The organism is Burkholderia sp. AU16741, assembly GCF_002223345.1.
Lineage (GTDB): Bacteria > Pseudomonadota > Gammaproteobacteria > Burkholderiales > Burkholderiaceae > Burkholderia > Burkholderia sola.
Map to the genome: position 1 here is coordinate 678,367 of NZ_NKEZ01000005.1, position 19,956 is coordinate 698,322.

General features: G+C 68.1%; 19 protein-coding genes and 1 tRNA gene. 5 read left to right on the forward strand and 15 right to left on the reverse strand.

Features of this window, described 5'->3' with window-relative positions:
• Window positions 1–58 precede the first annotated feature (58 nt).
• The gene (gene gatC / locus CFB89_RS16355) at window positions 59–358 is read right to left on the reverse strand and encodes an Asp-tRNA(Asn)/Glu-tRNA(Gln) amidotransferase subunit GatC (protein WP_006485929.1); all 300 of its coding nucleotides are present in this window, start codon (window positions 356–358) and stop codon (window positions 59–61) included.
• A gap of 367 nt (window positions 359–725) precedes the next feature.
• On the opposite strand from gatC, the gene CFB89_RS16360 reads away from it, so the two are divergent.
• The 5 genes from CFB89_RS16360 (at window position 726) to rodA (ending at window position 7,034) form a co-directional block, all read left to right on the forward strand.
• Window positions 726–1,769, forward strand: a complete 1,044-nt coding sequence (locus tag CFB89_RS16360) for a rod shape-determining protein (RefSeq protein ID WP_004189550.1) — start codon at window positions 726–728, stop codon at window positions 1,767–1,769.
• Window positions 1,770–1,907: 138 nt separating this feature from the next.
• The gene (gene mreC / locus CFB89_RS16365) at window positions 1,908–2,984 is read left to right on the forward strand and encodes a rod shape-determining protein MreC (protein ID WP_089468741.1); all 1,077 of its coding nucleotides are present in this window, start codon (window positions 1,908–1,910) and stop codon (window positions 2,982–2,984) included.
• Window positions 2,981–3,493, forward strand: coding sequence for a rod shape-determining protein MreD (mreD, locus tag CFB89_RS16370; protein WP_089468742.1), 513 nt, complete (start codon window positions 2,981–2,983; stop codon window positions 3,491–3,493). The genes mreC and mreD overlap by 4 nt, the downstream gene beginning before the upstream one ends.
• Window positions 3,494–3,594: 101 nt before the next feature.
• On the forward strand, window positions 3,595–5,874 hold the full coding sequence (mrdA, locus tag CFB89_RS16375) for a penicillin-binding protein 2 (RefSeq protein ID WP_089468743.1): 2,280 nt from the start codon (window positions 3,595–3,597) through the stop codon (window positions 5,872–5,874).
• A gap of 11 nt (window positions 5,875–5,885) precedes the next feature.
• Window positions 5,886–7,034, forward strand: coding sequence for a rod shape-determining protein RodA (gene rodA, locus CFB89_RS16380; protein WP_089468744.1), 1,149 nt, complete (start codon window positions 5,886–5,888; stop codon window positions 7,032–7,034).
• A 66-nt stretch (window positions 7,035–7,100) separates the two neighbouring features.
• Here the strand turns inward: rodA and CFB89_RS16385 are convergent, their stop codons facing one another.
• The 14 genes from CFB89_RS16385 to def form a co-directional block, all read right to left on the reverse strand.
• Entirely contained in the window at window positions 7,101–7,853 is a 753-nt protein-coding gene (locus CFB89_RS16385; protein ID WP_089468745.1) for a tetratricopeptide repeat protein, read from the reverse strand.
• Window positions 7,850–8,635 (reverse strand): HpcH/HpaI aldolase/citrate lyase family protein, encoded by a 786-nt coding sequence (locus CFB89_RS16390; RefSeq protein WP_089468746.1) that lies wholly within the window; start codon window positions 8,633–8,635, stop codon window positions 7,850–7,852. The genes CFB89_RS16385 and CFB89_RS16390 overlap by 4 nt, the downstream gene beginning before the upstream one ends.
• A 332-nt stretch (window positions 8,636–8,967) precedes the next feature.
• Window positions 8,968–9,420: a 6-carboxytetrahydropterin synthase QueD gene (gene queD / locus CFB89_RS16395; RefSeq protein WP_006477472.1), complete on the reverse strand. Its 453-nt coding sequence runs from the start codon at window positions 9,418–9,420 to the stop codon at window positions 8,968–8,970.
• 18 nt (window positions 9,421–9,438) lie between these two features.
• On the reverse strand, window positions 9,439–10,071 hold the full coding sequence (gene queE / locus CFB89_RS16400) for a 7-carboxy-7-deazaguanine synthase (protein ID WP_050011126.1): 633 nt from the start codon (window positions 10,069–10,071) through the stop codon (window positions 9,439–9,441).
• 75 nt (window positions 10,072–10,146) lie between these two features.
• Window positions 10,147–10,881, reverse strand: a complete 735-nt coding sequence (gene queC / locus CFB89_RS16405; protein WP_006495384.1) for a 7-cyano-7-deazaguanine synthase QueC — start codon at window positions 10,879–10,881, stop codon at window positions 10,147–10,149.
• A gap of 347 nt (window positions 10,882–11,228) precedes the next feature.
• Window positions 11,229–11,304, reverse strand: a tRNA-Phe gene (locus CFB89_RS16410).
• A gap of 60 nt (window positions 11,305–11,364) precedes the next feature.
• On the reverse strand, window positions 11,365–12,066 hold the full coding sequence (gene esaR / locus CFB89_RS16415) for a response regulator transcription factor EsaR (RefSeq protein ID WP_089468747.1): 702 nt from the start codon (window positions 12,064–12,066) through the stop codon (window positions 11,365–11,367).
• Complete coding sequence (esaS, locus tag CFB89_RS16420; protein ID WP_089468748.1) at window positions 12,067–14,481, reverse strand: sensor histidine kinase EsaS; 2,415 nt, start codon at window positions 14,479–14,481, stop codon at window positions 12,067–12,069.
• Complete coding sequence (locus CFB89_RS16425) at window positions 14,471–15,061, reverse strand: DUF4390 domain-containing protein (protein ID WP_089468749.1); 591 nt, start codon at window positions 15,059–15,061, stop codon at window positions 14,471–14,473. The genes esaS and CFB89_RS16425 overlap by 11 nt, the downstream gene beginning before the upstream one ends.
• Complete coding sequence (gene rsmB / locus CFB89_RS16430) at window positions 15,058–16,449, reverse strand: 16S rRNA (cytosine(967)-C(5))-methyltransferase RsmB (RefSeq protein ID WP_089468811.1); 1,392 nt, start codon at window positions 16,447–16,449, stop codon at window positions 15,058–15,060. The genes CFB89_RS16425 and rsmB overlap by 4 nt, the downstream gene beginning before the upstream one ends.
• A gap of 232 nt (window positions 16,450–16,681) precedes the next feature.
• Window positions 16,682–17,539 carry a zinc metalloprotease HtpX gene (gene htpX, locus CFB89_RS16435; protein ID WP_011546484.1) on the reverse strand — a complete coding sequence of 286 codons (858 nt, stop codon included), beginning with the start codon at window positions 17,537–17,539 and terminating at the stop codon, window positions 16,682–16,684.
• A 100-nt stretch (window positions 17,540–17,639) separates the two neighbouring features.
• Window positions 17,640–18,281, reverse strand: coding sequence for a LysE family translocator (locus CFB89_RS16440; RefSeq protein WP_089468750.1), 642 nt, complete (start codon window positions 18,279–18,281; stop codon window positions 17,640–17,642).
• A gap of 120 nt (window positions 18,282–18,401) precedes the next feature.
• Window positions 18,402–19,394: a methionyl-tRNA formyltransferase gene (gene fmt / locus CFB89_RS16445; RefSeq protein ID WP_089468751.1), complete on the reverse strand. Its 993-nt coding sequence runs from the start codon at window positions 19,392–19,394 to the stop codon at window positions 18,402–18,404.
• Window positions 19,395–19,428: 34 nt separating this feature from the next.
• The gene (gene def, locus CFB89_RS16450) at window positions 19,429–19,932 is read right to left on the reverse strand and encodes a peptide deformylase (RefSeq protein WP_006485794.1); all 504 of its coding nucleotides are present in this window, start codon (window positions 19,930–19,932) and stop codon (window positions 19,429–19,431) included.
• Between the last annotated feature and the right edge of the window lie 24 nt (window positions 19,933–19,956).

The window sequence follows — 19,956 nt, forward strand, 5'->3', positions numbered from 1 at the left end:
CCTGGGAATTCTGGGTGGCGCGCGGCGCTGGACGGCCGGCGCGCTTGTCATCGAATGCTTACTCGATCACCTTCGGCACGAGATAGAGGCCGTCCTGGACGGCCGGCGCCGGGCGCTGGTTGTCGTCGCGATCGACGACTTCCGTCACGGCGTCGTCGCGCAGGCGCTGCGCGACTTCCTGGATCTGTTCGATCGGGTGGGCGAGCGGCGCGATGCCGGCGGTGTCGACCGCCTGCATCTGTTCGACGAGGCCGAAGAATTCATTGAGCTGGCCGAGCATGTGCTCGGCGTCGGCGTCGGCCATTTCGAGTCGCGCCAGGTGCGCGATGCGTTTCACATCGGTCAGGGTCAGGGCCATGCGATCACCGGAAAAACAAGGCTGCGCAATGCATCGAAAGCAGCACTGCGGCGGGGGGTTGGAGGGTGCGATCCCACCCTCAAAAATCGGGGCCGAAGCGGCAAAAATACCGCCCGTTTCGATTCAAATACCGTGAAATTATAAGGTATCATTACGCGTTCGACCCAAACCCGGCAGCCTTTTCCCGCACCGTTTCGCCTTGTTTCGGCAAGCCGTGCGTGCTTCGTGCGATCCCCGGTAGACATCACTCGCAGCTTCGTGCGCCGCGGCGGCCGCTTCCGCCACGCTTCCCGAGGCTGTTATTTTTTCCGCTGCCGCCCTCAGCGCTCGCTATGCAGGGCCGGCCCAGAGCGAAACAGGATTCTGAATGTTCGGTTTTTTGCGCAGCTACTTCTCCAACGATCTCGCGATCGACCTCGGCACCGCAAACACCCTGATCTACATGCGCGGCAAGGGCATCGTCCTCGATGAGCCGTCCGTCGTGTCGATCCGCCAGGAAGGCGGCCCCAACGGCAAGAAGACGATCCAGGCGGTCGGCAAGGAAGCCAAGCAGATGCTCGGCAAGGTGCCGGGCAACATCGAGGCGATCCGCCCGATGAAGGACGGCGTGATCGCCGACTTCACCGTCACCGAGCAGATGATCAAGCAGTTCATCAAGACGGCCCACGAGTCGCGCATGTTCTCGCCGTCGCCGCGCATCATCATCTGCGTGCCGTGCGGCTCGACCCAGGTCGAGCGCCGCGCGATCAAGGAAGCGGCGCACGGCGCCGGCGCGTCGCAGGTCTACCTGATCGAGGAGCCGATGGCGGCCGCGATCGGCGCGGGCCTGCCGGTGTCGGAAGCCACCGGCTCGATGGTCGTCGACATCGGCGGCGGCACGACCGAAGTCGGCGTGATCTCGCTCGGCGGCATCGTCTACAAGGGCTCGGTGCGCGTCGGCGGCGACAAGTTCGACGAGGCGATCGTCAACTACATCCGCCGCAACTACGGGATGCTGATCGGCGAGCAGACCGCCGAGGCGATCAAGAAGGAAATCGGCTCCGCATTCCCGGGCTCCGAAGTCAAGGAAATGGAAGTGAAGGGCCGCAACCTGTCGGAAGGCATCCCGCGCAGCTTCACGATCTCCAGCAACGAAATCCTCGAAGCGCTGACCGATCCGCTGAACCAGATCGTGTCGTCGGTGAAGATCGCGCTCGAACAGACGCCGCCGGAACTCGGCGCCGACATCGCCGAACGCGGGATGATGCTGACGGGCGGCGGCGCGCTGCTGCGCGATCTCGATCGCCTGCTCGCGGAAGAAACCGGCCTGCCGGTGCTCGTCGCCGAAGATCCGCTCACCTGCGTCGTACGCGGGTCGGGCATGGCGCTCGAGCGCATGGACAAGCTGGGCAGCATCTTCTCGTACGAGTGATCGCCGAGTGATCGCCTAAGCAGTCCCGTTTGATATGACGCACCCGCGGCGTGGCCGGATCGCTCGTTCAGAACGAACCGCCGCGCCGTTTGCGCGTCTGAGCATTATTTAACCGATCACACGCGCCCGGCGCCGACCATGGAATACAGTCCGCCGCCCCTCTTCAAGCAAGGTCCGCCCGCGCTCGCGCGGCTCATCTTCTTCGTCGCCCTCGCCATCGCGCTCCTCGTGTCGGACGCGCGCTTCAGCACGCTCGAAATCGTGCGCGGCGTGCTCGGCACCGTGCTTTATCCGCTGCAACGCGCGGCGCTCGTGCCGCGCGACCTGTTCATGGGCGCGGCCGACATCGCCGTCACCGGCGCGTCGCTGCGCCACGAGAACGACGACCTCCGCAAACGCAACCTGCAGCTGTCCACGCAGGCCAACCAGGCCGCGGTGCTTGCGCAGGAGAACATCCATCTGCGCGCGGTGCTCGAGCTGCGCCAGCACATCGCGACGCAATCGACGCCGGTCGAGATCCAGTACGACACGAGCGATCCGTTCACGCAGAAGATCGTGATCGGGCAAGGCTCGCAGCAAGGCATCCAGGACGGCTCGCCCGTCGTCAGCGAGGACGGCGTGATCGGTCAGGTCACGCGCGTGTTCCCGCTGCAATCCGAAGTCACGCTGGTCACCGACCGCGATCTCGCGATTCCCGTGCAGGTGCTGCGCACCGGCCTGCGCAGCGTGATCTACGGCACGCCGAAGGGCGATTCGCTCGACCTGCGTTTCGTGCCGACGAGCGCGGATCTCGTCGCCGGCGACGAACTCGTCACGAGCGGCCTCGACGGCGTCTATCCGCCCGGCCTGCCGGTCGCGAAGGTCGCGCGCGTCGACAAGCTCGCCGACACCGCGTTCGCCCGCGTGACCTGCGCACCGGTCGCGGCCGTGCGCGGCGCGCGCCAGATGCTCGTGCTGCATTACCGCAACGACATCCCGCCGCGCCCGGCCGAGCCCGATCCGGCGGCCGAGAAGATCGCGAAGGGCAAGAAGGGCGCGAAAGCCGCCGCGAAGGGCGAGAAAGCGGAGAAAACCGACAAGGCCGACGCGAACGCGAAGCCGGCCGCCGCGGCCCAGCCCGGCGCGCAACCGGCGCCGGCGGCCCCCGCCGCGCCGGCCAAGCCCGCCGCCGCGCCCGCGAGGCCTGCCGCCGGGCAATCAGGAGCCCAGCGATGAACCGCCCGCAATACATCCTGCAGCCGGTCAATCCGTACTTCATCGTCTTCAGCCTCGCCGCCGCGTTCCTGCTGAACCTGATGCCGTGGGGGCGCCTCCCCGGCTTGCCCGATTTCGTCGCGCTCGTGCTGCTGTTCTGGAACATCCATCAGCCGCGCAAGGTCGGGATGGGTGTCGCGTTCGCGCTCGGCATCCTGATGGACGTGCATGACGCGGGGCTGCTCGGCGAGCACGCGCTCGCCTATACGCTGCTGTCGTACGGCGCGATCACGATCCACCGCCGCGTGCTGTGGATGCCGATCGGCGTGCAGGTGCTGTACGTCACGCCGCTGCTCGTCGCCGCGCAGCTCGTACCGTTCGTGATCCGCCTGCTGATGGGCGCCGCGTTCCCCGGCTGGCGCTATCTGGTCGACGGTTTCGTCGAAGCCGCGCTGTGGCCGATCGCGAGCCACCTGCTGCTGATGCCGCAACGCCGCCCGGTCGACCCGGACGATACGCGCCCGATCTGAGCCGGACCGACCTTGAATACCCGCCGCCCCCACGCCCGCCGCGCGCCGCGCTCCGGGGCGGCACCTCGCCCGCGCCCGCGCGCGGGGCAGATTGCCCTTAAATGACCGAATTCAACGACACCCAACAGCAGCTCTCGAGGTTCCGCCTGCGCGTCGCGGCGGCGGGCGTGTTCGTGTTCGTCTGCTTCGGGCTGCTCGCGAGCCGCTTCTTCTACCTGCAATTGATGCAGCACGGCAAATACGCGCTGCAGGCCGAGGAAAACCGCATCTCCGTCGCGCCGATCGTGCCGAACCGCGGGATCATCACCGACCGCAACGGCGTGATCCTCGCGAAGAACTATTCGGCGTACACGCTCGAGATCACGCCGTCGAAGCTCGACGACACGCTCGACAACACGATCGACAAGCTGTCCGAGATCATCCCGATCGACGCACGCGACCGCCGCCGCTTCAAGAAGCTGCAGGAAGACTCGAAGAACTTCGAGAGCCTGCCGATTCGCACGCGGCTCACCGACGCCGAAGTCGCGCGCTTCACCGCGCAGCGTTTCCGCTTCCCCGGCGTCGAGGTGCGCGCGCGGCTGTTCCGTCAGTACCCGCTCGGCATGACGGCCGCGCACGTGATCGGCTATATCGGCCGGATCTCGAAGCGCGATCAGGATCGCATCGACGCGATGAGCGACGACAACGACAGCGACCAGGAGCACTACGATCCGCGCCGCGACGCGAACAACTACAAGGGCACCGACTACATCGGCAAGATCGGCGTCGAGCAGAGCTACGAGACCGAGCTGCACGGGCTGACGGGCTTCGAGGAAGTCGAGGTGACGGCCGGCGGCCGGCCGGTGCGCACGCTGTCGCGCACGCAGGCGACGCCCGGCAACAACCTCGTGCTGTCGCTCGACATCGGGCTGCAGCAGGTTGCCGAGCAGGCGTTCGCCGGCAAGCGCGGCGCGCTCGTCGCGATCGAGCCGAAGACGGGCGACGTGCTCGCGTTCGTGTCGTCGCCGAGCTTCGACCCGAACTCGTTCGTCGACGGCATCGACCAGCAGACCTGGGACGAGCTGAACAACTCGCCCGACAAGCCGCTCCTGAATCGCCCGCTGCACGGCACCTACCCGCCCGGCTCGACGTACAAGCCGTTCATGGCGCTCGCGGGCCTGACGCTCGGCAAGCGCACGCCGGGCTGGGGCTTCCAGGATCCCGGTTATTTCACGTTCGGCGGCCACACGTTCCGCAACGACGTGCGCTCGGGCCAGGGCTGGGTCGACATGAACAAGGCGATCATGGTGTCGAACGATACCTACTTCTACATGCTCGCGCGCGACCTCGGCGTGAACGCGATCGCCAACTTCATGAAGCCGTTCGGCTTCGGCCAGATCACCGGGATCGACATCCAGGGCGAGGCACGCGGGATCCTGCCATCGACCGACTGGAAGAAGAAGGCGTTCAAGAAGGCCGCGCAGCAGAAATGGTTCGACGGCGAGACGATCAGCCTCGGAATCGGCCAGGGCTACAACTCGTTCACGATCCTGCAGCTCGCGCACGCCACGGCGACGCTCGCGAACAACGGCGTCGTGATGAAGCCGCACCTCGTGAAGGAAGTCGAGGATCCGATCACGCGCGCGCGCCACCTGACCGTGCCGAAGGAAAGCGACGTGATCCCGCTCAAGCAGGCCGACATCGACGTCGTGAAGCGCGGGATGGAGAACGTGATCGAGAACCCGTCCGGTACCGCGTACAAGGTGTTCCGCGGCGCACCGTACCTCGCGGCCGGCAAGACCGGTACCGCGCAGGTGTTCTCGCTGCAGGGCTCGAACTACAAGGGCCACCTGCTCGCCGAGCACCTGCGCGACCACGCGCTGTTCATCGCGTACGCGCCGGTCGACCATCCGCAGATCGCCATCGCGCTGGTCGTCGAGAACGGCGGCTGGGGCGCGCAGGCCGCCGGCCCGATCGCACGCCGCGTGCTCGACTATTACCTGGTCGAGCGCCAGAACCCGAAGAACGAGGCCGCGGCCGTGGCCGCCGCGGCGTCGGCCACCGAGCCGGTGAGCACGCCGGTGGTCGGCGACACGTCGAAGCCGGCCACGATCGCGGCCGGCTTCACCGCGCTGCCGCAGCCGGTCGTGCCGTCGGCGGCCAGCGCGGCCGACGCGGCATCGGCCGCGTCCGGCGCCTCGGGGGCGGCGAGCGCCAGTGCCGCCGCGCCGACCGACGCGAGCGCCGCGGCGCCGACGGCCGCGAGCCTGCCGCCGATCCGGCGCCCGCACCGGCCGCGCCGGCCCGCCAGCGACGCGCAACCGGTCGTCGGCACGCCGCGGGACGACAACCACCGTGCGACGGCCCCCGCGAAAGCGGCGGACGCCGGCACCGCTCATTAACGGAGAAAGGCATGCAATTCGACAAGCGCGCCTGGCTCGACAAGATCAAGCAGATGTTCGCGGGCTTCGACCGCCCGCTCGCCCTCATCGTGTTCCTGCTGCTGTGCGTCGGCATCGTCACGCTGTACAGCGCGTCGATCGACATGCCGGGCCGCGTCGAGGACCAGTTGCGCAACATCCTGCTGACGTTCGTGCTGATGTGGGTGATCGCCAACATCCCGCCGACCACGCTGATGCGCTTCGCGGTCCCGCTCTACACGTTCGGGGTCGCGCTGCTGATTGCCGTCGCGCTGTTCGGGATGACCAAGAAGGGCGCGAAGCGCTGGCTGAACGTCGGCGTCGTGATCCAGCCGTCGGAAATCCTCAAGATCGCGACGCCGCTGATGCTCGCGTGGTACTACCAGCGCCGCGAAGGCGGGCTGCGCTGGTACGACTTCGTCGCCGCGTTCGGGATCCTGATGGTGCCGGTCGGGCTGATCGCGAAGCAGCCCGACCTCGGCACGGGCCTGCTCGTGTTCGCGGCCGGCTTCTTCGTGATCTACCTCGCCGGCCTGTCGTTCAAGCTGATCGTGCCCGTGCTCGTCGCGGGCGTGATCGCGGTCGGCTCGATCGCCGTGTTCGAGGAACGCATCTGCCAGCCCGACGTGCAGTGGCCGCTGATGCACGACTACCAGAAGCACCGCGTATGCACGCTGCTCGACCCGACGTCCGACCCGCTCGGCAAGGGCTTCCACACGATCCAGGCCGTGATCGCGATCGGCTCGGGCGGCGTGCTCGGCAAGGGCTATCTGAAAGGCACGCAGGCGCACCTCGAATTCATTCCGGAAAAACACACCGACTTCATCTTCGCGGTGTTCTCGGAGGAATGGGGGCTCGCCGGCGGGCTCGTGCTGCTGACGCTGTACATGGCGCTGATCGCGCGCGGCCTCTACATCGCCGCGCAAGGCGCGACGCAGTTCGGCCGGCTGCTCGCGGGCTCGCTCACGCTCGCGTTCTTCGTCTACGCGTTCGTCAACATCGGGATGGTGAGCGGCGTGCTGCCGGTCGTCGGCGTGCCGCTGCCGTTCATGAGCTACGGCGGCACCGCGCTCACGACGCTCGGCATCGCGATCGGGATGATCATGAGCGTCGGGCGACAGCGGCGGCTGATGAAGAGCTGACCGCGATCTGCACCGCGACACACGAAAACGGCGCCCCGGCGCCGTTTTTCATTGGGCGAGGGCCGCCTACTGCGGCGGCGCGTGCGGCTTGCCTGGCTCCGCACCGGCGCCCGAGGCCGGCATCGGCGCCTTCAGCCGCGCGCTCAGCTCCTTGAATTTCAGCCCGGCCGTTTCGTCGCCTTGCGCGGCCGCCGCCGCGTAATACGCGCGCGCGATGTTCAGGTTCTGCGCGACGCCGTCGCCGCCGCGCTCGTAGAACGACGCGGTCACGTACTGCGCGGTGGGCTCGCCCGCGTCGGCGGCCTGCTTGTACCATACGAACGCCTGCCGGTTGTCGCGCGGCGTGCCGCGCCCGTCGAGGAACTGGTTCGCGAGCGACAGCGCGGCCTGCACGTGCCCCTGTTTCGCGGCCCGCAGGAACCAGCGATGCGCTTCAGCCGGATTGCGCGCGACGAACTCGCCGTCGTCGAACATCCGGCCGTACACGTACTGCGCGTGCGACATGTTCGCTTCCGCCGCGCGCTTCAGCCAGCGCACCCCTTCGTCGACGTTCGCCGTCACGCCTTCGCCCGTCAGCAGCATCATCGCGTAGTTGAACTGCGCGAGGCGATCGCCGCGCTCGGCCGCATCGTGGAATTGCACGAGCGCCGCGCGATAGTCGCCGGCGTTGTAGTCGGCGACCGCCGATTGCGTCTCGTGCGACGGGTCGGGCTTCACTTGCGGCGCGCCCTGCGCGGCGGCGGCCACACACACGGCCCACAGGCCGACCATCACCGCGATCCGCGCGCGCCTGCGGCACACTGCATCTGCGTCGTTCATGACCGTACCTCCTGCAACGCCTGCCGCGTCGCCCGCAACAGCCAGCTCACGTCGGCCGACACCGTAATCATCCGGTAACCGGCGTCGCGATACCGGCGCGCGGCCGCCGTATCGCCTGCGAAGATGCCGACCGCGACGCCCGCCTGCCTGCCGGCCGCGAGCACGCGCGCCATCGCGGTTTCGACGTCCGGGTGGCGGATATCGCCGAGATGCCCGAGGCTCGCCGCGAGATCGGCCGGGCCGACGAACAGGCAATCGACGCCGGGCGTCGCCGCGATCCGCTCGACCTCGTCGATGCCGCGCGCCGATTCGACTTGCACGATCACCGCGACTTGCGCATTCGCCGTCTGCAGGTAGTCGCGGCGCATGCCGAACGCCGCCGCGCGCACCATGCCCGCCACGCCGCGCAGCCCGTCGGGCGATTCCGGCGACGGGAAGCGCGTGAGCCGCACCGCGTGCGCGGCGTCGTCGGGCGTCTCGATACACGGGAACATCAGCGTGCGCGCACCGGCGTCGAGCGCGCGCTTCACCAGCCACGGCTCGCGCGCCGGCACGCGCACGACCGGCTCGCTCGGCAGATGCGCCGCGGCGATCGCGCGCAGTTGCGACGCCACGTCGCGACTGTCGTTCGGCGCATGCTCCATGTCGATGCAGAGCCAGTCGTAACCGGCATGCGCGAGCGCTTCCGCGGCCGAGTCGCTGCCGAGCGACAGCCACAGGCCGTACAGCGGCTCGTCACCATCGCGCAGGCGTTGTTTGAGGGAATTGGTGAGCGTGCTCATCGATACGGCCTCCGGAACGGAACGGCAATCGAACGGGACAAGCAACAGGCGAAGCGAAACGCGCGCCGCCCAAGCAATCGAAGCATGGCGGCGGCCGCAGACCGCGCGCCGCAGAACGTGAGTCGGACCGGGACGGCCGATCTGACAGCGCGGGCCGCGCGATCGCTCACGCGAGCGTTTTTCGGCGCCGCACGACGATCATAGCGCGGCGGGGTGCTCGATGCGGGAACAGACGGGGAAGCCGTACCGGCGCGGGACGGCGGGAGGCGACACCGCCGGGCGCGGTGACGGGCAGCCCGCGCCGGACGGCGGGGCTGCCAGGGCAGGCAGGATCAGCGGCCGGGCTGGCGCTCGACGTCGGCCCAGCAGTTCGGCGTTTCGTACAACCGCACGCGCTCGAGGCGCAGGTTCACGCCGTAGTGCGCGTCGTACACGTTCGCGAGGAGGTCGAACGCGATCGCCGCGAGGTTCTCGACGGTCGGGATCCGGTCGATCACGACGGTCTTGTGGTCGGCCATCTGCTCGAGGAACGAGCGCACGACGTCGTCGCGCGCATAGACCAGGAACGCGTGGTCCCACTTGCTGACGAGGTGCTCCATCGCGAGCGCCTTCACGTCGGCGAAATCCATCACCATGCCGCGGTCGGGCGCGCCCTCGGTATCGACGAGATCGCCGCGCAGCGTGATTTCGAGCACGTAGCGATGGCCGTGCAGGTTCCTGCACTGGCTGCGGTGATCGGGGATGCGGTGGCCCGCGTCGAATTCGAGTTTTCGGGTAATCAGCACGATGTCAAAAGCCGTGGCTCAGGGAATGTTCAGATATTTGTGGGTCTGCATCGACAGCCGCCACTGCGGATGACGCTTGCACCAGTCGATCGCGAGCTTCGTGTTGAGGTCGCGCGACGGGCCGTCCATCGGCTGCACGAGAAAATACTCGAAATCGAGCTTCGCGTAGTCGGCCAGCCGCTGGTTGTCCTGCGGCACGACGACCTTCAGTTCGTTGCCCTTCGTGACGACGAGGGGCGCATCGGCCTTCGGGCTCACGCAGATCCAGTCGATCGTGTCGAGCACCGGCAGCGACCCGTTGGTCTCGATCGCGATCTCGAAGCCGGCCGCATGCAGCGCGTCGACGAGCGGCTGGTCGAGCTGCAGCATCGGCTCGCCGCCCGTGCAGACGACGAAGCGGTGCGCTTCGCCGTCCGGCCACAGGCCGGCGATCGTCGCGACGAGCGCGGCGGCGTCCTTGAACTTGCCGCCGTTCTCGCCGTCGGTGCCGACGAAATCCGTATCGCAGAAGCGGCACACGGCCTCCGCACGATCCTCTTCGCGGCCCGACCACAGGTTGCAGCCGGCGAACCGGCAGAACACGGCCGGCCGGCCCGCATTCGCGCCCTCGCCCTGCAACGTGTAGAAAATTTCCTTGACCGCGTAAGTCATCGTGCTTCGTCCGGCTCGCGCCGCTCGTTGTCGATCAGAATCCGTTGTCCACCAAGCGCTGCCCGCGCAGCCGCGTTACAGCGGCGCTTCGGTCACTCGCTCGCCCTTCAGGTAGGCCTCGTAGCCGCGCTTGCGCAGCTTGCAGGCCGGGCATTCGCCGCAGCCGAAGCCCCAGTCGTGCAGCTCCGCGCGCTCGCCCACGTAGCACGTGTGCGTCTCGACGCGGATCAGTTCGACGAGCGCGTCGCCGCCGAGCTGTTCGGCGAGCTGCCAGGTCTGCGCCTTGTCGAGCCACATCAGCGGCGTCTCGAGCACCATGCGCGTATCCATCCCGAGATTCAGCGCGACCTGCAGCGCCTTCATCGTGTCGTCGCGGCAGTCCGGATAGCCCGAGAAATCGGTTTCGCACATCCCGCCGACCAGCACGCGCAGCCCGCGGCGATAGGCGATCGCCGCGGCGATCGTCATGAACATCAGGTTGCGGCCCGGCACGAACGTGTTCGGCAGGCCGTTGGCCGTCGTCTCGATCTCGATCGTGCGCGTCATCGCGGTATCGCTGATCGCGCCGAGCACCGACAAGTCGATCATGTGATCGTCGCCGAGCCGGTCCGACCATGCCGGAAACTTGCGCTTCAGCGCTTCGCGCACGCCTTCCCGGCACTCGAGTTCGACGCGATGACGCTGGCCGTAATCAAAGCCGAGCGTCTCGACCGTCTGGTAGCGTTCGAGGGCCCATGCCACGCACGTGGCGGAATCCTGCCCGCCGGAAAACAACACGAGCGCGCCGTCTTTAGCGTCTGTCCGAATCACCGTGATACTCCGTGAATGTATAGGCTCGCGTCGCACTGCGCCCGAGGCCGGCTGCCGCCGGGCGGCCGACGCGGCCGGCCTGCGCCGGCCCGACCAGTATAGGCAGCGCGGTGGGCCGCGAATGCGGCGGCGCGCTTATACCGCTCATCGCGGCATCGTTGCCGCGCGCCACGGCAGGCGAGCCGCGGGCAGCCTGCCATGCGCATGAAGCGATGCGCTAAGTCATTGAGCGGGCACGGATTTTATCATGCCCCGACGAATGCTGCCGGGCCTGCCGCCCACGACCCGCGATATCCACCACAAACGAAAAACCCCAAGAACCTTCCGATTCTTGGGGTTTTAAATGCTGGTGGCCTGGGACGGAATCGAACCATCGACACGCGGATTTTCAATCCGCTGCTCTACCAACTGAGCTACCGGGCCAACGAAGAATGAAAGTATATCGAGCTATCCGCCCCTGAGCAAGTGCTTTCGCGAAATATTTTACAGCGCGCCTTCCGACGGCTTCTTGCCGAGCTCGACGCCGAGCTGCTTGAGCTTGCGATACAGGTGCGTGCGCTCGAGGCCCGTCTTCTCCGCGACGCGCGTCATGCTGCCGTTCTCGCGCGCGAGGTGATATTCGAAGTACGCGCGCTCGAACGCATCGCGCGCCTCGCGCAACGGGATGTCGAACGGGATCGCGGCCGTCTGGCCCGCGACGCCGAGCGCCGACGCCATGTCGTCGCCGAGCGTCGGCAGCGCCGCCGCGGACGCCACCGCCGCCGGCCCTGCGGCCTGCGCGCCACCCGCCTTCGCCGCCGCGTTCGCGGACACCGGCGCGGCGCCGCGCGCAAGCCCGTGCTCGACCGACTTCAGCAGCTTCTGCAGCGCGATCGGTTTCTCGAGAAAATCGAGCGCGCCGATCTTGGTCGCCTCGACGGCCGTATCGATCGTCGCGTGCCCGGACATCATGATCACGGGCATCGTCAGCAGCCCCTGCGCCGCCCATTCCTTGAGCAGCGTGACGCCGTCGGTATCGGGCATCCAGATATCGAGCAGCACGAGATCGGGCGCCTGATTCAGCCGGTATTCCCGCGCAGCCTGCGCGTTCTCCGCCGCCTCGACGACATGTCCTTCATCGCTGAGGATCTCCGAGAGCAATTCCCGGATGCCCATTTCATCATCTACCACCAGGATGGTTGCCATTTACGCTGCCTTTGTCTGCTCACTTGCTTTTGTCTTGGCGGGAGTCGCCCCGTCCTGCGCACCCGGTACGGCGCCTGGCGTATAGCTCGCCATCTGCAGGAACAGGATCGACACCTGCGCACCCTCGACGGTCTCGCCGTGCATGCGATTGCGCAGATCGATCCGCGCGCCGTGCTCGTCAACGATTTTCTTGACCGTGGCCAGCCCGAGCCCCGTGCCCTTCGCCTTCGTCGTCACGTAAGGCTCGAACGCGCGGGTCAGGATGCGTGCCGGAAAACCGGGCCCGTTGTCGGACACCGTCAGACGCACCGCGACGCGCGTTTTGCCCTCGGCGTCGGGGTCGCCATATTCTACTGTCTTGGTTTCGATCAACACACGCGGATGCGCGGACTCCGCAACCGAATCCTGCGCATTCTGCAGCAGGTTGTGAATCACCTGGCGCAATTGCGTCGCGTCGCCGCGAATCACCGGCAGCGACGGCGCGAGTTCGGCGACGATCGGGCTCTTGCCTTCGCCGACGCCGTACAGCCCGAGCACCTCGCTCGCCAGTTCGTTCAACTGCAGGTTCGCGAGCACCGCCGGCGGCGTGCGCGCGTATTCGCGGAAATCGTCGACCATCCGCTTCATCGCGGCCACCTGGTTCACGATCATCGTCGCGCCGCGCTTGAGCACGTCCGCGTCGGGCGGCGCGAGCTTGTCGGACAGCTTCATCTGCAGCCGCTCGGCCGACAGCTGGATCGGCGTCAGCGGATTCTTGATCTCGTGCGCGAGCCGCCGCGCGACCTCGCCCCACGCGACCGAACGCTGCGCGGAAATCACGTCGGAGATGTCGTCGAACACGACGACGTAGCCGGACGTCTGCGGGTCGTCGGCCTGCCCCTCGACCGTCGACACGAGCCGCGTGCCGCGCACGAGCAGCGTCAGCGGATCGGTTTCGCCCGGCACCTCGATCGCGAACTGCTGCTGCCAGTGGCCGCGATCGCCGCTGCCGCCGTCGGACGCCGCCTCGCGATCGGCGAACGCCTTGCGCACCATCGCACCGAACCCGGCGGCCACGCCGATCCGGTCGAGCGTCGTGCCGATCAGCGAATTGAACGGCTGCCGGAAGATTCGCTCGGCGCCGCGATTGGCCGTCGTCAGCCGGAACTGGCGATCGAGCACGAACACGCCGGCCGTCAGGTTCGCGAGGATGCTCTCGAGATACGTCTTCGAATGCTCGAGCGCGATGCGGTTCTTCTCGACCGCGAGCCGCGCCTCGGACAACTGGCGCGTCATCGCGTTGAACGACTGCGTGAGGAAGCCGAGCTCGTCGCGCGTCTTGATCTCGCGCTTCGGCGTGTAGTCGCCTTCCGTGATCTCCTTCGTGCCCTGCGCGAGCAGGAACAGCGGCCGCGCGAGCTGCTGGCCGAGCGCGAGCGCGAGCATCATCGCGATGAAGGTCGCGAGGAACAGCGCGAGCGTCAACGTGCCGATGTACATCTTGCGCAGGCCCGTGCGGCCGAGCGACTTTTCCTGGTATTCGCGATACGCACGCTGCACGGCGTCCGCGTTGTGCGCGAGCCCGGGCGGCACCGGCTGCGTGAGCTGCAGGAACCGCTCCGCCGGCTGCAGCAGCGACGTGGTCGCATCGGGAATCGGCCGCACGACGCGCAGCCGCAGCGCGCCCTTCGCGCCGTGCGCGCGCGGGTCGCCGTCGACCTCGCCCTCGATCGCCGCGTACGCGCCGTGTTCTCGCGCCTGGCTCAGCATCAGCGGTGTCGGCAGGTCGTCCGGAATCAGCGCCGCGAAATTGCCCGACGCCTGCGCGACGATGTGCAGGTCGGGCGCCGCGCCCGAGCCGCCGCGGCTCGGCTCGACGATCGTCGCGTCCTGCACGCCGAACTGGTCGCGCAGCCGCAGCAGCGTGAGCGTCGTGCCGTTCGTGTTCGCATCGACGCTCGCGAGCTGGTCGGACATCAGCCGCGCCTTCGTCTGCAGATCGGACAGCGATGCATCGAGCATCCCGCGGCCGAGGTTCAGGCCGGCCGTCAGCGCCGTCTCGACGTTCACGTCGAACCACGACTCGATACTGCGCGACACGAACTGGTACGACACGATGTAGATGATCCCGCCCGGCACCACGCCGACGAGCGCGAAGAACACCGCGAGCTTCGCGAGCAGCCGCGTGCCGAACTTGCCTTTCCGCAGGCGCGCGACGATCATCCCGATCAGCCCGAGCACCACGAGCAGGAACACGAGCGCGACGACGATGTTCGTCGCGTACAGCCACGAGTAGTAGCGGTCGAAGAATTCGGTGTTCGCGCTCGCGGCCGCGAGCAGCACGAGCAGCAGCAGCGCGGTCAGCGCGACCGTCGACACGATCACGCGAATGAGGAGGCTCTTCCCGCTGGCCGCGCGGCGCACTTTATTTAGCACGTTCGGTCACCGTGAAGTTGAAGCGCTTCCAGTCCGACCCGAGCGTCCAGTCGCGGTTGTTCACGGCATCGACCTGGAACGGCTTCGGCATCAGCGCCGTGTCGAGCTGCATCCGCACCGACGCCGTGTAGGTTTCGCCGACGCGCACCTGGTTGCGGTCGATCACGTGCCACGACGTGATGTGCCGGACCACCGCGAGCGCATCCTTCAGCGACGGGAAGCCGAGCTGCAGGCCGCCCGTCGACACGCGGTACTCGCGCGTGAGCGGCTGGAACGACAGGCGGATCGTCTGCGTGACGGACACCGGCTGCTCGTCGAACCAGTACCAGCGCGCGCGGCTCAGCTCGAAGTCGGTCGTGAAGTAAAGCGGGATGCCCTTGTTGACGGCATCCTCGAGGTTCGGATTCAGCTCGAAGTCGAACCGTGCGTCGAGGCTCCAGCCGCTTCCGTCGGACTGGAGCGATGCGCGCTGCACGGCGATCGATTCGGCATGCGCCGGCCGGACGACGGCCAGACACAGCGTCAACGCGACCAGCAAGACGGCCGCGAGCCGAAAGGGAAAAAGGTGTTTGATCGTCACCGTTTCTGAAACCGCGCGTAGAAAAATCCGTCGTGATCGGTGTTCTGGTCGAGTGCGCCGGCGGCCGCCCGTCCCTGCACGCCGCCCGGCAGCAGTTGGCCGGGGGCGTCCAATCGTACCGCATCTTCACAGGCCGCTTCAAACCAGCGGGCCTGCCCTTCGCCTTCCTCGGGGAAGATCGAGCAGGTCACGTAAAGCAGTTCGCCGCCCGGTTTCACGAGCGGCCACAGCGCCGACAGGATGCGCCGCTGCTCCGCGACCAGCGCCGGAATGTCGGCCTCGCGGCGCAGCCAGCGGATGTCGGGGTGGCGCCGCACGATGCCGGACGCCGAGCACGGCACGTCGGCCAGGATGCGATCGAACGGACGCCCGTCGTACCACGCTTCCGGCGCGCCGGCGTCGCCGACGCACACGTTCGCGGCGAGCGACAGGCGCACGAGGTTCTCGCCGATCCGCGCGGCGCGCGTCGCGTCGCTTTCGAGCGCCACGACCTCCGCATCGGCGAGTTCGAGAATATGGCCCGTCTTGCCGCCGGGCGCCGCGCACGCGTCGAGCACGCGCATGCCGTCGCGCGCGCCGAGCCATTCGGCCGCGAGCTGCGCGCCCGCGTCCTGCACCGACACCACGCCGTCGGCGAATCCCGGAATGCGATCCACCGGCAGCGCCGACGCGAGCCGCACCGCGTGCCGGCCGATCGCGGTCGCGTCGATTCCGTTCGCGCGCAGCGTGTCGAGATACCCATCGACACTCGCGCGGCGCGCATTCACGCGCAGCGTCAGCGGCCCCTGATGCTCGCCGGCCGCGAGGATCGCCTGCCACGCGTCGGGCCATGCGCGCTTCACCGCATCGACCCACCATGCACGGTAGTTCCAGCGGGCGACCGGGTCGTCCTGCATCGCCGCGACGAGCGCGTCGCGCTCGCGCAGGAACCGGCGCAGCACCGCGTTGACCATTCCTTTCGCGAACGCGAATTCGCGCCGCGCACCGATGACGGTGACGGCCTGGTCGACCACCGTGAACGCCGGGTACGCGGCCTCGTCCGCCGGATCGAGCAGCAGCGCGAACGCGCCGGCGAGCACCGCGTGCACGTGCGCGGGCGGCGCCTTGCTGACGAACTTGCCGATCAGCCAGTCCGCGCTGCCGAGGCGGCGCATCGTCCGGTAGGCGACGTCCTGCGTCGCGCCGCGCGCGAGCGCCTGCGCACCGGACGGCATCTGCGCGAATACCGCCGACAGCGCCGCCGGCAACGCGGTGCCGCGTCGCACCGCATCGACCGCCTGCGCGGCAGCGTCGAGCGCGAAGCCGAGCGAATCGGGTGCCAGGTGCAGCGCAGCCAGGCGCGCCGGGCGGCCGGAAGTAGTCGGAGCGGAAGAACGAGGTCGTGTCATCGGTGCGGAATCGGCAAACAGGCGCGGCAATCGGTGCGGCAAACACATGCGGCAAACGGCGGGATCGCAACCGCCAGACGGCCCGCGATCCCAAACCGCGCATTGTAGCGCGCGGCCATGCCGCCCCTTTGGCCCGTTTACGGCGCGCACAAATGAAACACCCCGCAGCGCGAAGCATGCGGGGTGGCGGGGCGATCCCGCGCGGCCGTTGCCGCACGGGTCCGCCGACGGGTCACTCGAAGCGGCCGGTGCGCGCCATCTCCATCAGGCGCGCGATGCGCTCCTCGGTGGCCGGGTGTGTCGAGAACAGGTTCTGCAGACCGCCGCCGTGCAGCGGGTTCATGATCATCATCTGCGCGGTGGCCGGATGCGCCTCGGCCGCCTGGAACGGGATGCCCGCCGCATAGCGGTGGATCTTGTCGAGCGCGGTGGCGAGCGACTGCGGATCGCCGGAAATCTGCGCGCCGCCGCGGTCGGCCTCGAACTCGCGCGCCCGTGAAATGGCCATCTGGATCAAGGCGCCGGCGATCGGCGCGAGCAGCGCGACCGCGATCCCCGCGATCGGGTTGGCCGGCCGGCCGTTCTCGTCGCGCCCGCCAAAGAACATCGCGAAGTTCGCGAGCGCCGAGATTGCGCCCGCCATCGTCGCGGTGATCGTCGAGATCAGGATGTCGCGGTGCTTCACGTGCGCGAGCTCGTGCGCCATCACGCCGCGCATCTCGCGCTCCGACAGCACGCGCAGGATGCCCGTCGTCGCGGCGACCGCCGCGTGCTCGGGGTTGCGGCCCGTCGCGAACGCGTTCGGTGCGTCCTCGTTGATCAGATAGACGCGCGGCATCGGCAGGTTCGCGCGCGTGGCCAGCTCGCGCACCATCCGGTAGAACTGCGGCGCCGTGTTCTCGTCGACTTCCTGCGCGTTGTACATGCGCAGCACCATCTTGTCCGAGAACCAGTACGAGAAGAAATTCATGCCGAGCGCGAACAGCAGCGCGATCGTCATGCCGCGCGAGCCGCCGATCATCCCGCCGATCACGATGAACAGGGCCGTGATCGCGGCCATCAGCATCGCCGTTTTGACCCAATTGAACATACCCACTCCTTATCCGTCAGGGGACCCGCCGCACATCACAGCGCACGGCGGAAAATTGTAAGCGATTTGTTAGATAAGGTCTTGCCGGAAAAATTCAATCTCAGCGTTGCGAAGCTGCAAGACGAAGGCCGAGGCCGACGAAAGCGCTGCCGACCGTGCGGTCGAGCCACTTCCTGACGCCCGGCTTGCCGGAAAAGCGCTGCGTGACGCTGCCCGCCACCCACGCGACCCCGCTCGTCCAGACCGTGCTCATCGCGACGAACACCGCCCCGAGGGTCAGAAACGCCCAGGCCTTGTGCGGACTGTCGGCCGACACGAACTGCGGAAAGAACGACACGAAGAACAGCACGACCTTCGGATTCAGCACGTTGGTCCAGAAACCCTGCATGAACAACTGGCGCAGCGGCTTGGCGGCCGCTACCCGCGCGGCTTCGGCGCCCGATGGCGCGGCGGCCTGCTTCGCGACGATCATCCGCACGCCGAGATAGATCAGGTACGCGGCGCCGACCAGCTTGATCACCGTGAACGCGGTTGCCGACGCGGCCAGCAGCGCGGTCAGGCCGAACGCGCAGGCGAGCGCGTGCACGCAGCAGCCGGCCGAAATGCCGAACGCCGACATCAGCCCCGCGCCGCGCCCCTGCGCGACGCTGCGGCCGACGATGTAGGCCGTATCGGGACCAGGCGTGATGTTCAGCAGGAAAACCGCGAACACGAAGAAGCCGAAATGGGTGATGCCGAACATGAAAACCTCGAAACCGGAGAGCGCAGGGAAATTCTACGCGCGCCTGCCGCCCCACGCGACTCGGCCGTCCGGCTAGTTGCGCCGGGCCGGCGGATCGGGTCGAATGGCGCTCAGGTCCTGTCAGTCGGCGTCTGGCAGCGCGAAACGCTGGCCGGCGACGAGCGGCGAACCGGCGAGAAATTCCCGAGCGGGCAGCCGCTTGCCGCCCGGCTTCTGCAACTGGGTCACGCGCAGCGCACCGCTGCCGCACGCGACCACCACGCCTTCCGGCGCGGCTTCGACGATCGTGCCGGGCGCCGCGTCGGCACTCGGGCCGCGCGCCGCCACGGGCTCCGCCGCCCACAGCTTGATGGCCGCGCCATCGAGCGTCGCGACGCCGCCCGGGAACGGGTCGAACGCACGCACCTGGCGCGCGAGCACGTCGGCCGGCTTGCGCCAGTCGAGCGCCGCTTCGTGCTTGCCGATCTTTTCGGCGTAAGTCACGCCGTCGGCCGGCTGCGGCGTTGCCGGCAGCGTGCCGTCGCGCTCGAGCCGCACGAGCGCGTCGACGATCAGCCGCGCGCCGTCGGCGGCGAGGCGATCGTGCAGCGTCGCGGTCGTATCGTCGGGCGCGATCGCGAGGCGCGCCTCCTCGATCATCGCGCCGGTGTCGAGGCCGGCATCCATCTGCATCAGCGTGACGCCCGTCTCGGCGTCGCCGGCCTCGATCGCACGATGGATCGGCGCGGCGCCGCGCCAGCGCGGCAGCAGCGACGCATGGATGTTGATGCAGCCGGCGCGCGGGATGTCGAGCACTTCCTGCGGCAGCAGCAGGCCGTACGCGGCCACCACCATCACGTCGTGCGGCGTCGTGCGCAGCAGCTCGATCGCGTCGGCCGCCTCCGCCGGGTACTTGCCCGCGCGGCGCAGCGACGGCGGCTGCGCGACGGTCATCCCGTGCTCGACGGCGTAGCGCTTCACGGCGCTCGCCTGGAGTTTCATCCCGCGCCCGGCCGGGCGATCGGGCTGGGTGAGCACGAGCGGCACCGGGAAACCGGCCTCGTGGATCGCGGCAAGGGCAGCCGCGGCGAATTCCGGCGTGCCGGCAAAAATCACGCGCAACGTATGGGTCATGACAGCGTTCGGGGTCGGGCTGGGCGCACGCGCATCACATCGCGCGTTCGAGTTTCTTCATCTTCGTCTTGATGCGCGTCTGCTTGAGCGGCGACAGGTATTCGACGAACACGCGGCCCATCAGGTGATCCATCTCGTGCTGCACGCACACCGCGAGCAGCCCTTCGCAGTCGAGCTCGAACGTCTCGCCCTGCTCGTTGAGCGCGCGCACGCGCACGTGGTCGGGGCGCTCGACTTCGTCGTAAATGCCGGGCACCGACAGGCAGCCTTCTTCATAGGTCTGCTTCGCGTCGCTCGACCACACGATTTCCGGGTTGATGAACGCGCGCAGCTCGTTCTTCTCCTCGGAGACGTCGATCACGATCACGCGCTCGTGCACGTCGACCTGCGTGGCCGCCAGGCCGATGCCGGGCGCCGCGTACATGGTCTCGGCCATGTCGGCGACGAGCTTGCGGATCCGGTCGTCGACCTTGTCGACGGGCTTCGCGACCTTGTGCAGCCGCTTGTCGGGGTAATGAAGAATATTGAGCAAAGCCATGGTGTTCGGTATTCGGTGGAGCGG